Raw genomic sequence first — 11,606 nt, forward strand, 5'->3', positions numbered from 1 at the left:
GTCCTCGGCCGCGCATCCTGCCCCGCGGTCGCCGTACGCCCGCCCAGGGCGGGCCGCAAGGTCGCGGCGGACACCGCGGCCACCACGGTGCCGGCGGTGACGTCGTCGTCTTCGAGCCCGCGCCCCGCGTCGACGTCGTCTCGCACGTCGGTGCCGGGGACGCCTTCGCCGCCGGGTTCCTCTCCGCCACCCTGCGCGGACTCCGGCCGGCGGAGCGGCTTCGGCACGGTCACCTGACGGCCGCCGCCGCGCTCACCGCGCGCGGCGACCTCGGGGTGCCGCTCCCACGCGCCGAGGCGGACCGGCTGGTCGCGCTCGACGCCGCGGGGTGGGGAACACTGCGACTCGGCCCCGGCGGGACCGCCGCCGGCCAGGCCGAGTCCGTACGCGTGGAGGTACGCACACCATGAGCCAGACCGTCGACCGCGCGCTCAGCATCCTGCCGCTGCTCGCCGAGGGCCCCGCCGACCTCGGGCAGGTCGCCGAGCGGCTCGGCGTGCACAAGTCCACGGCGCTCAGGCTGCTGCGCACCCTGCACGAGCACGGGCTCGTCTACCGCCAGCAGGACCAGCGCTACCGCCTCGGGGCCCGCCTCTTCGCGCTCGCCCAGGAGGCCGTCGAGAACGTCGACGTGCGGGAGATCGCCCACCCCCACCTCGTCCGCCTCAACGAGCAGTGCGGGCACACCGTCCACCTCGCCGTGTACGAGGAGAACGAGGTCCTCTACATCGACAAGGTCGAGAGCCGCTACCCCGTACGGATGTACTCCCGCATCGGCAAGCCCGTCGCCATCACCGTGGCCGCCGTCGCCAAGCTGCTGCTCGCCGACCTGCCGGAGGCCGAGCGGCGCGCGGTCGCCGAGAAGCTCGACTACCCGGCCTACACGCCCCGTTCCACGCCGAACGCCGCCGCGTTCCTCAAGGAGCTGGCCGTCGTGCGGGAACAGGGCTGGGCAACCGACCTCGGCGGGCACGAGGAGTCCATCAACTGCGTGGCCGCGCCCGTCCGCGGGGCCGACGGGCGGGCCGTCGCCGCCATGTCGGTCTCCGCGCCGAACGTCGTGGTCACCGCCGAGGAACTGCTGACCCTGCTGCCGCTGGTACGGCGTACGGCGGAGGCCGTCAGCCGCGAGTACTCCGGCAGGAACCACTGACCGGCCGACCGAAGGGGAACGATGTCCGACAAGACCGCGATCACGCCCGCCACCCACACGGCCCCGCCCGCCAGGTTCTCACACGGGGTCCGCAAGGGCAACATCCTCCAGGTCGCCGGGCAGGTGGGCTTCCTGCCGGCCGAGCCGGGGAAGCCGCCGGTGCCGGCGGGACCGACGCTGCGCGAGCAGACCCTCCAGACCCTCGCCAACGTCAGGGCGGTCCTCGAAGCGGGCGGCGCCACCTGGGAGGACGTCGTGATGATCCGCGTCTACCTCACCGACACCGGCCACTTCGCCGAGATGAACGCCCTCTACAACGAGTACTTCGCCGATCTGAGGGAGGCCCCCGCGGCCCGCACCACGGTCTACGTCGGGCTGCCCGCGGGGCTGCTCATCGAGGTCGACGCCCTGGCGGTCCTCGGCTGACCGCTGCCCCGCCGCGGCCCCTTCGCGCCCCTTCGCCGCCCCTCCGGCGACCCGGCGGGCCCTCGCGGCGCCGCGGGCCCTCGCGGTGGCGCCGCGGCCGTACGGCCGGTCGTCCGACCGGCCGTACGGCCGCTAACGGTACGGGCACGGGGGCGCCCCGGCGCCCCCGCGCACAGCGATGTCCGCCATACTTCGCACCGTGGAGCAGCGCACAGGTCAGAACTTCCCGCCAGTCACCGTGGCGGTGACCGATCCGGCGTACATCCCCGGACTCACCGCCCCCAGCCCCGCGGCCACCGAGGACGCGGTCCGTGACGAGGCTCCCGAGGGCCTCTCAGGGACCGGAGCCGAGACCTCGAAGGCCGCCGAGACACTGGAGGCAGACACCCAAGAAGAAGCCCCCGCAGCGAAGACGGCCGAGGCCGGGACCCCCGGGAGGGCGGTGGCCGGCTCCGAGTCCGAGTCCGAGTCGGAGTCCGACGAGGACGCGATGTCGGACGGCCCCGCGTTCACGGCCTCCGACTTCCGCGGCTCGATCGCCGCGGACCGCTCCGGCGTGAGGTTCCGGCTGGACGACCAGGAGGCCGAGTTCGACTGGGAGGAGATCGGCGCGGTGGAGGTGACGACCTCCCGGTTCGGGCGCCGGCTCACCGTCACCGTCCACATGGCGGGCAACCGCTGGTACCCGGCCGACATCGATGCCGACAAGGCCCGCGTCAAGGAGTGGACCGAGCAGCTCGACGCGGTCCTCGACGCCTACTTCCAGGAATGACACGGGGCGCCCCCGGCCGTGGCCGGGGGCGCCGTCGTCGTGCCGGTGCGCGCACGGCGGCTCAGCCGCAGTACTGCGCCTCCTTGCCGATGGAGCGGTACATGCAGTCCGCGTTCTCCAGCAGTTGGAGCACCGCGTCGCGGTTCCTGCTGGTCTCGCGGTCGATGACCTCGTCGGGCGGGTAGAAGCCGCCGCCCGAACTGGAGGACGGATACATCTCGAAGGTGTAGCCGAAGATCTTCTGCGCGCCCCACAGCCAGTCGTCTATCGAGCCGTCCGTGATGTACAGGTCGCTGGACTGCTCGGGCGTGTAGCCGTTGCTCGCGGCCATGGCGCGCCCGACGGTGGCGAAGGCGTTGCGGTCGTCCGCCGTCATGCCGGTGGTGGTGTCGGAGTAGGTGTAGCCGAACGGCCAGAGCACCAGCTCGCTGTAGGTGTGGAAGTCGATGGCCGCCCTGATCTGCTGGGTGCCGCCGACGACCCGGCTGCGGACGAAGTCCGCGACGACCTTCACCTCGGGCGCCGACTCGGCCGCCGGGCCGCGGTAGGTCTCCGAGGAGGTGCTGCCGGAGGAGCCGCCGCAGCAGCCCCAGCGGTACGCCCAGTTGCGGTTGAGGTCCGTACCGACGTACGAGGAACCGGAGTTGGGCTGGCGGTTCTTGCGCCAGCTGCGGTAGGAGCCGGTGGCGATGTCGTACTCGCCGCCGTCCGGGTTGAGGTCGGGGACGATCCAGATCTCACGGCTGTTCACCATGCTGGTGACCCGTGAGTCGGTGCCGTAGTCGGAGGTCAGCTCCTTGAGCAGGTAGAGCGCCATCTCGACGGTGAGGTGCTCGCGCGCGTGCTGATGGTGCGTGAACAGCACCTCGGGCTCCGCCTCGTCGGTGCCCACATTGTCGCTGATCTTGATGGCGACGATGTTGCGGCCCTGGTAGGAGGTGCCGATGACGCGCTGACTGGCGATCGCGGGGTTCGCCGAGACGAGGGAGTTGATCTCGCTCGTCATCTCCGCGTAGTTGTGGTACCGCGAGTCGGCGGAGGGGAAGTCGAGCGGTTCCACGGCCGCGCCGCCGCTGCGGTCGGGGACCGTGCCGAGCTGTTCGAGTTCGTAGCCCAGGGCGCGCAGCTTCTTCGCCTGCGCGGGGTCGGCGGAGACGACGACGGTGTGCCCGTCGGTCTCGTCGATGGTGACGCCCGTCCTGGCGAGGGCGGTTCGCGTCACCCGGTTCGATTCCATGTGGATCTCGTACTGCTCGATGTCCTCGTCGGCGGCCGTGGCCCGGGCGGCGGCGGACGGGGGAACGGCTTCGGCGCCGGCGACCGTGGCCGTCACGCCGAGTGCCAGGGTCAGCAGCACGGACAGGGTCGCCGTCCGTCGTCTGCCGCTGCCGCTGCCGCTGCCGCGAATTCGGAGTCGCATGAGGTCTCCTGGGTGTGGAGGTGTGGGGGGTGTCGCTGCGACGTGCCAGAGGGGGTGCAGGTGCGGATGCGGGTGCTGGATGGTCCGGGCTCATGGTGAAGCCCTGGCATGAACCGGTCAATAGCGCCCGCTCATGAATGACGTTGCGTCAAATTCGTATCCCCGTACCGAAGATGCCCCGAACGGTGGGTGCCCGCCCTCTTGTCCGAGGCCCCGATCACCGCTGTCATGAGGCGATCACCTCAGGGGGACGAGGACGAGTGGGAAGGCGGCCACCCATGGCAGGCACCACCGGGAGCACCACGGAGGAACGGGCCGGCGGGCCCCGCAGGACCGGCTGGAAGTACGTCGGACCCGGCATCGTCGTCGCGGCCACCGGCGTCGGCGCGGGCGATCTGGTGGCCACGCTCATCGCGGGCAGCAAATTCGGCTACACCCTGCTGTGGGCCGCCGTCGTCGGCTGCGTCGTCAAGATCTTTCTCGCGGAGGCCGCCGGGCGCTGGCACCTGGCCACCGGCCGCACGCTCTTCGACGGCTGGCGCAGCCTCGGCCGGTGGACGACGGTCTACTTCGTCGGGTACGTCGTCGTGTGGGGCTTCGTCTACGGAGCGGCGGCCATGTCCTCCAGCGCGCTGCCGCTGGACGCGCTGTTCCCCAGCGTCATGAACCTCAAGGCATGGGCGATCCTCACCGGACTCGCCGGCCTGGTGTTCGTGTGGTTCAACCAGTACGCCGTCTTCGAGAAGGTCATGACGGTACTCGTCGGCGTGATGTTCGTGGTCACCGTCTACCTCGCGGTCCGCGTCGGGCCGAACCTCGGTGACGCCCTCGCCGGGCTGCTGCCCGTCCTGCCCGACCAGTCCGTCGTGAACACGCTCGGCCTGATCGGCGGCGTGGGCGGCACCATCACGCTGGCGGCGTACGGCTACTGGGTCAACGCCAAGGGCTGGAGGGACGCGACCTGGATGAAGGTGATGCGGACGGACAACCGGGTCGCGTACATCACCACCGGCATCTTCGTCATCGCGATGCTGATCGTCGGCGCGGAACTGCTGCACGCCTCGCACATCGCCGTCGCGTCCGGCGACAAGGGGCTGCTCGACCTCACCGGTGTCCTCGAGGACACCTACGGCACGGGAACCGCGAAACTGTTCCTCGTCGGCTTCTTCGCGACCTCCTTCACCTCGCTGATCGGCGTCTGGCACGGGGTGAGCCTGATGTTCGCCGACTTCGTGGCGCACGCCCGCAGGGAACGCGGCTCCGCGGGCCCCTCCGCGGCGTCCGGCGCTCCCGGGGAGGCCGTCGCCTCCGGGGCCGGGACCACCGACGCCGAGGCCGTCGCCTCCGGCGCCCGGGAGAAGTCCCCGGCATTCCGCGCGTACCTGCTGTGGCTGACCTTCCCCCCGATGGTCCTGCTCTTCCTCGACGAGCCGTTCGGCCTGGTCATCGTGTACGGCGTGGTCGGCGCCTTCTTCCTGCCGTTCCTCGCGGTGACCCTGCTCCGGCTGCTCAACAGCTCCCGCACACCGCGCGAGTGGCGCAGCGGCCCGGCCAGCAACACGGCCCTGGTGGCGGCCGGAGTGCTGTTCCTCGTGCTCTGCGTGCAGCAGGTGCGCGACCTTCCCTGGTAGTGGCACCGGCGGCCGCCGTACTGTCTGGGCCATGGGGGTGGACGAGACGGAGCGCATCGGCGGCTACGCGGTGGTGCGCAAACTCGGTGAAGGCGGCATGGGCACGGTGTACCTGGCCCGTTCGCGCGGAGGCAGGAGCGTCGCCGTCAAGGTCGCCCGGCCCGAACTCGCCGCCGACCGCCATTTCCGGGAGCGGTTCCGGGCGGAGGTGGCGGCAGCCCGCAGGGTCGGCGGTTTCCACACCGCGCCCGTGGTCGACGCCGACCCCGACGGCGATCCGCCCTGGCTCGCCACCGCGTACATCCCGGGGCCCACGCTCCCCGTCGTGGCGGACCTCCCGCCGACGCTGCACGACCCCTCGCCCCTGCCGCCCGTCCCGCCCGTTCCGCAGGCGCCGCCCGTTCCGCAGGTGCCGCCGCGTCCGGCCGCACCGCCCGACGCGGCACCCCGTGCGGCATCCCCCGCGGCGCACGCGACGGACCGCGCCCGTGCGCAGCCTGTGTTCGTCGCGTCCGACGAGCGCAACCGCGTCATCCTCAACGCCCGCGGCGTGGTCCTGAGCGTCGGCCCGGAGGAGGCCGAGTTCGCCTGGGACGAGGTCGCCGACGTGAGCTTCGACGCCTCGCGGCGCGGAAGGCGGCTCGAAGTGGTCGTCGTCCACCACGACGGGAGCCGGTTCGAGACCGATGTGAACGCCCGCAAGGGCCCGGTCCTGCTCGGCTGGATGGAGCAGTTGTACCGGGCCCTCGACCACTATCTGCCGTGAACGTACCGGGGGCCGCCCGCGCGAAGTGCGGGCGACCCCGTGTGCTGGACGGCGCGAGCCGTTACGGCAGGCCGTGGACGTGCGGGCCGACCGCGTTCGACCAGGCGTTGCCTGCGGTCGCGTCCCAGTTCGTCGACCAGGTCATCGCGCCGCGCAGCGACGGGTAGGTCCTGGCCGGCCTGAAGGAACCGCAGTCGGTGCCGCGGCTCAGGCAGTCCAGGGCGTTCTTCACGACGGACGGGTCGACGTATCCGCTGCCGGCGCCGCGCGTGGAGGCCGGCACGCCGAGACCCACCTGGGACGGGTCGAGGCCGCCCTCCAACTGGATGCAGGCGAGTGCGGTGAGGAAGTCCACCGAGCCCTGCGAGTACACCTTGCCGTCGCAGCCCAGCATCGAACCGCTGTTGTAGTACTGCATGTTGACGACCGTGAGGATGTCCTTCACGTTCAGTGCGGTCCTGAAGTACTCCGTCGACGTCGACTGCATGTCGATCGTCTGCGGCGCCATCGTCAGGACCAGCGAGGAGCCGGCCTTCTGTGACAGCTGCCGCAGCGCCTTCGTCAGGTACGTCGAGTTGATGCCGTGCTCGAGGTCGATGTCGATGCCGTTGAAGCCGTACTCGCGCATCAGGGCGTAGGCGCTGTCGGCGAAGGCGGTCGCGGAGGCGTCGCTGTTGATGGTGACGTTGCCGCGCTCACCGCCGACGGAGAGGATCACGGACTTGCCGGCGGCCTTCTTCGCGGCGATGTCCGCCTTGAAGTCGGCCGTCGAGGCGTAGCCGACGGCCGGATCGAGGTTGAAGGTGATCTCGCCGGCGGTGGCCGTGGAGTCCGCGAAGGAGACGGCGATGATGTCGTACTGGCTCTGCACGTCGCGCAGCTTCTGCACGGTCGCGGCGTTGTCGAAGTTCTGCCAGTAGCCGGTCAGCGCGTGCCTGGGCACGTTCGGATCGGTGGTGCCGCCGTCCTTGGCCGTGGTCGCCGTCACCGTGGCGGACTTCGGCGACTCGCCCGCGGAGTTGGTCGCGGTGACCTGGAAGCCGTACGAGCTGGAAGCGGCAAGTCCGGTGACGGTGGCCGAAGTTCCGCTCACCGCGAGGACCTTGGAGCCGTCGCGGTAGACGTTGTAGCCGGTCGCGCCGGTCACCGGGGACCAGGACAGGGAGACGGAGGAGGAGGTGACGGGGCCCGCGGCGAGGCCGGCCGGCGCGGTGGGGACCGTCGGGTCGGGGTCGGTGCCCCCGCCGCCGTCGGGACCGAAGACGCTGATGTCGTCGGCGTGGTAGGCACTCTGGCCGTACCACCCGTGGGTGTAGACCGTCACGGAGGTCGTCGAGGCGCCGGTGGTGAAGCTCGTGCTGAGCTGTGTCCAGCCGGAGCCGCCGGGCGTCCAGGTGGAGACGTCGGTGGTGCCGGTGCCCGAGGCGCCGAGGTAGACGTAACTGCCCTGCACCCACGCGCTCAGCGTGTACGTCGAGTTGGGCTTGACCGCGACGGTCTGCGAGCACTTGGCGTTGTCCTGGCCCGCGGGCGTGGCCTTCAGCGCGCTCGCCCCGCCGTGCACCGGGGAGCCCACGGCGGTGCCGCTGCCGGCGGAGCAGGTCCAGTCGGCGAGCCCCGACTCGAAGCCGGCGTTCTTGGCGACGTTGACGTCGGCGGCCTGTGCCGTGCCCGCGCCTGCGAGACCGGTGACGGTGAGTGCGGACGCGGCGAGGGCGGCGATGCCCAGCCTCAGGATGCTTCGGCGGCGTCTGCCGCCGCCGGGTGTCACGGGGTCCACTTGTGGCCTCCAGTGGGGGGTATGGGAGCACTGCGGGACGGTGGCCACCGTTGCTGGTCAAAGTTGGTCCAGACCAATCTTCTTGTCAATACCCCCGCCCGGGGCGGGAGTCGGGCCGGGCCTGTGATCACCCACCGCTTGTTCTTGATCACTGCGGGGCAATCCCTGGCCAAGACAGGGTGAACGCTCCGTAGTTGGGTGTTCTCAGTCAGGTAGGAGGGTGGATAAGGTGCTAGCCCAGAGGGACGCACGGGCCACTGCAGCGGGGGGAGCCGGAAAGTGCCGATCGCGATAGCGGTGACCAGTGCCGGTCTGGTGCTGCCGGGGCCGGACCGGACGACCCCCCTCGCCGCGGTCCTCAAGCCCCCGGGCGAGCAGTCGCTCGAACGGGCCGTGGCCGACCTCCACATGCTGGTCGAGCAGCACGGCTACGTCGTCGCGCTGCTCCCCTCGAACCTGCCGCGCGCCTACGTCCAGCGGCTGCACACCGCGCGCGCCGTGCTGGAGAGCGACCGCATCGCCTTACTCGGGCCCGGGCTCCCGCCGCTCGGCGTCGCCCGGCTCGCACTCCAGCTGCGCCAGCTCTCCGTGTGCGACTTCAGCCCCGGCGTGATCGCCTCCGCCGCCCGGCTGCTCGCCCACTACATCTACGCGGGCGCGGTCCTCGGCTCCGTCGCCCGGCTCGACCGGGTCCCGGTCACCCTCAAGTCGCACGCCAAGTCCTGGGTCCCCGGCTCGCAGTTCGCCGTACTGGCCAACCCGGAGGCCCACCTCGTCAAGATCTCCGGAGCCGCCCCGGAGACGCGGACCGTACTCCCCGGACCCCAGTTCGCCACGACCCTGACGGTCGCGCACGGCCAGATGCAGGCCGAGTGGGTCACCGCGACCCTCGCGCCCGCCTGGAGGATTCAGGGACTCCAGGAGGTCACGCTGCCCGAGGGTTCCGCCGACTGGTGGGGCACGGGAAAGCTCATCGAGTTCGCCGCCGCGATCCCGGACATCTCCGTCCTCTATCAGCTGGTGGCCTCCGTGCGGCGAGAGGAGTGCCGTTGGTGCGGGCTCGAACTCATCGGAGACCGCTGCGGGTTCTGTTCGTCCCCGGTGTCCCCGCCGGACGAGCGGCCTGGCCGAACCGCCGGCGTCCTCGTTCGCAGGACACCCTGACACCGCACGGGCCACGATGACCGACAACCGGGTTCACCCACCCGTTCGTTCCCGCGCCGACCTGTCCGCAGGGCCGGCGCTCGTACGCGTGTGCCGCAGGGTGACCGAACCGCCACCAGACATCCGTCCGTTGACTTCCGTCCCTGAACAACGAACGAGGTAGTCCGCGCCATGAACTCACGCCAGCGCCGCGGCGTCATCCTGCTGCTCCTCTCGGTCCTGTGTGCCTTCGGCGCCTTCGCCGGGGTGCTCTCGGTGATCCGCGACGTGAACTCCAAGGTCGGCCCCGAGGTCTCGGCATACCGGCTCAAGGCGGACATAGCCCCGTACAGGGAACTGACCCCCGCGCAGTTCGAGCGGATCGACATGCCCGAGCGGTGGCTGTCCGACAACGCCGTCACCGACCTCGCCCAGATCCGCGGCAAGGTCGCCGTCACCCAGCTCCGCAAGGGGTCCCTGCTCCAGACCGACATGATCGTCGAGCGGCCCGCGGTCGCGCCCGGTGAGCAGGAGATCGCCATCATGATCGACGCGGCCACCGGCGTGGCGGGCAAGATCACCCCCGGCTCGACCGTCAACATCTACGCCACCTTCAAGGGCGAGCAGGAGGGCGACAAGGACCAGTCCCGGGTCATCGTCCAGAACGCCAGGGTCATCGACGTCGGCAAGCTGACCGCACTCGAACCCGACCGCGACAACCGCACCCGCACCGCCACCGAGGCGGTCCCGATCACCTTCGCACTCCAGACACTCGACGCGCAGCGCGTGGCCTACGCCGAGTCCTTCGCCTCGCACGTACGCCTCGCCCTCGTCGCACCGGGCGCCGACAGCACCGTCGATCCGCGCGACAGCACGTACACCCTGGACGAGGACAAGTGATCCGCAGATGACCACCAGAATCCTCCCCGCCGTCGGCGACGCCGACGCGGCCCGCGCCCTCATCACCCTCCTGAGCCAGCTCCCGGACGCCGAACCCGCCCCGCCCGTCACCGACTCCACCGTGCTGCTCGACACCCTCGCCCGGCTGGCCGGCGAATCCCTCGACGAGCTGCCCGAAGTGGTGCTGGTGCACGAGCGCATCGGGCCGGTGCCCGCACTGGAACTCATCCGCGAGGTGGCGCTGCGCTTCCCCTCGGTCGGCGTCGTCCTCATCACCGCCGACGCCAGCCCGCTGCTGTTCACCGCCGCCATGGACTCCGGCGCCCGCGGCCTGGTCGGCCTGCCCCTCGGTTACGAGGAACTGGCCGCACGGGTCCAGGGCGCCGCCTCCTGGTCGGTCGGTGTACGCCGTCATCTCGGCGCCGGGCCCGAGGTGTTCGCCGGACCCGGCGGCACGGTCGTCACCGTGACGGGCGCCAAGGGCGGCGTGGGCACCACCCTCACCGCCGTACAACTCGCCCTCGCCGCACGCGCGTCGGGACGCACCGTGGCCCTCGTCGACATGGACCTCCAGGCCGGGGACGTCGCCTCCTACCTGGACGTGCAGTTCCGCCGCTCCATAGCCGATCTGGCGGGGATCTCGGACATCTCGCCCCGCGTGCTCCAGGACGCCCTGTTCACGCACGCCTCCGGCCTGGCCCTGCTGCTCGCACCCGGCGAGGGCGAAAGGGGCGAGGAGGTCAACGACCGCGCCTCCCGCCAGATCGTCAGCGCCCTGAAGAACCGCTACGAGGTCGTGGTCGTCGACTGCGGCACGCAGATGAACGGTGCCAACGCCGCGGTGATCGAGATGGGCGACCTGGCGCTGCTGGTCACCACCCCCGACGTGGTCGCCGTCCGGGCCGCCAAACGGATCGTGCGGCTCTGGGACCGGCTCCAGATCCGCAAGGCCGAGGAGACCGTCACCGTCATCAACCGCCACACCCGCAACACCGAGATCCAGCCGCCCCTCGTCGAGCGGATCACCGGCACCCGCGTCGCGCGCGCCGTCGTCCCCGCCAACTTCAAGGAACTCCAGGCCGCGGTCGACGCGGGGCGCATGCAGGATCTCGACAGCCGCAGCACCGTGAAGCAGGCGCTGTGGGGCCTCGCCGGCGAACTCGGGCTCGTCAGGGCCGAGGGCGACGAGACGGGCCAGGGCCGCCGCGGCCGGCTCTCCGGCGACCGCGGCTCCGTGGGTTTCCGCCGCAGGGCACGGGGCGACCGTGGCGCCGTCACGGTCGAGTTCGCCGGGATGTTCCCGCTGATCCTCGTCGTGACGGCGATCCTCTGGCAGTGCGTGCTCTACGGCTACACATGGTCGATCGCGGGCAACGCTGCCGACGAGGGCGCCCGGGCGGCGGCGGTCGGCGGGGACTGCGTGGCCTCCGCCCAGCAGCACGTCCCGGCGGCCTGGAGCGCGGACGTCTCCGGATGCGGCGGCGACCCCGTGTCCACGGCCACCGTCACCCTCGACGTCCCCCTCTTCTTCCCCGGCTTCGACGCCGGCTGGACGGTGCAGGCCACGGCCGGCGTTCCGAAGGAGGCCCCGACGCCATGACCCCCGCCGAAGCCC

11 protein-coding genes are annotated in these 11,606 nt (G+C 71.4%); 9 read left to right on the forward strand and 2 right to left on the reverse strand.

Translation table 11 applies throughout. The features are described from left to right. The 4 genes from GUY61_RS27115 to GUY61_RS27130 form a co-directional block, all read left to right on the forward strand. Window positions 1–410, forward strand: a 410-nt coding sequence (locus tag GUY61_RS27115) for a PfkB family carbohydrate kinase (protein WP_243766784.1), incomplete at its 5' end; no start/stop codon positions are given. Beyond that, window positions 407–1,153 (forward strand): IclR family transcriptional regulator, encoded by a 747-nt coding sequence (locus GUY61_RS27120; RefSeq protein ID WP_166632877.1) that lies wholly within the window; start codon window positions 407–409, stop codon window positions 1,151–1,153. The genes GUY61_RS27115 and GUY61_RS27120, both read left to right, overlap by 4 nt. A gap of 21 nt (window positions 1,154–1,174) precedes the next feature. Then, window positions 1,175–1,579: a RidA family protein gene (locus GUY61_RS27125; protein WP_166632878.1), complete on the forward strand. Its 405-nt coding sequence runs from the start codon at window positions 1,175–1,177 to the stop codon at window positions 1,577–1,579. 199 nt (window positions 1,580–1,778) lie between these two features. Further along, the gene (locus GUY61_RS27130; protein ID WP_166632879.1) at window positions 1,779–2,351 is read left to right on the forward strand and encodes a hypothetical protein; all 573 of its coding nucleotides are present in this window, start codon (window positions 1,779–1,781) and stop codon (window positions 2,349–2,351) included. 61 nt (window positions 2,352–2,412) lie between these two features. On the opposite strand, the gene GUY61_RS27135 is transcribed toward GUY61_RS27130, so the two are convergent. Then, the gene (locus GUY61_RS27135; protein ID WP_166632880.1) at window positions 2,413–3,771 is read right to left on the reverse strand and encodes a M14 family metallopeptidase; all 1,359 of its coding nucleotides are present in this window, start codon (window positions 3,769–3,771) and stop codon (window positions 2,413–2,415) included. Window positions 3,772–4,049: 278 nt separating this feature from the next. Here GUY61_RS27135 and GUY61_RS27140 point away from each other — a divergent pair, with 278 nt between their 5' ends. Beyond that, a complete protein-coding gene (locus tag GUY61_RS27140) occupies window positions 4,050–5,402 on the forward strand; it encodes an Nramp family divalent metal transporter (protein ID WP_166632881.1) in 1,353 nt (450 codons plus the stop codon). A gap of 31 nt (window positions 5,403–5,433) precedes the next feature. Then, complete coding sequence (locus GUY61_RS40545) at window positions 5,434–6,168, forward strand: hypothetical protein (RefSeq protein ID WP_243766785.1); 735 nt, start codon at window positions 5,434–5,436, stop codon at window positions 6,166–6,168. A gap of 61 nt (window positions 6,169–6,229) precedes the next feature. On the opposite strand, the gene GUY61_RS27150 is transcribed toward GUY61_RS40545, so the two are convergent. After that, a complete protein-coding gene (locus tag GUY61_RS27150) occupies window positions 6,230–7,948 on the reverse strand; it encodes a glycoside hydrolase family 18 protein (protein ID WP_313896875.1) in 1,719 nt (572 codons plus the stop codon). A 279-nt stretch (window positions 7,949–8,227) separates the two neighbouring features. Between GUY61_RS27150 and GUY61_RS27155 the strand changes: the two genes are divergently transcribed. The 3 genes from GUY61_RS27155 (at window position 8,228) to GUY61_RS27165 (ending at window position 11,591) form a co-directional block, all read left to right on the forward strand. Then, a complete protein-coding gene (locus GUY61_RS27155; protein ID WP_166632882.1) occupies window positions 8,228–9,112 on the forward strand; it encodes a hypothetical protein in 885 nt (294 codons plus the stop codon). Between the two features lie 171 nt (window positions 9,113–9,283). Beyond that, complete coding sequence (cpaB, locus tag GUY61_RS27160; RefSeq protein WP_166632883.1) at window positions 9,284–9,991, forward strand: Flp pilus assembly protein CpaB; 708 nt, start codon at window positions 9,284–9,286, stop codon at window positions 9,989–9,991. Between the two features lie 7 nt (window positions 9,992–9,998). Further along, the gene (locus GUY61_RS27165) at window positions 9,999–11,591 is read left to right on the forward strand and encodes an AAA family ATPase (RefSeq protein ID WP_166632884.1); all 1,593 of its coding nucleotides are present in this window, start codon (window positions 9,999–10,001) and stop codon (window positions 11,589–11,591) included. Window positions 11,592–11,606 lie beyond the last annotated feature (15 nt).

It is taken from the genome of Streptomyces sp. GC420, assembly GCF_009916105.1.
Classification (GTDB): domain Bacteria; phylum Actinomycetota; class Actinomycetes; order Streptomycetales; family Streptomycetaceae; genus Streptomyces.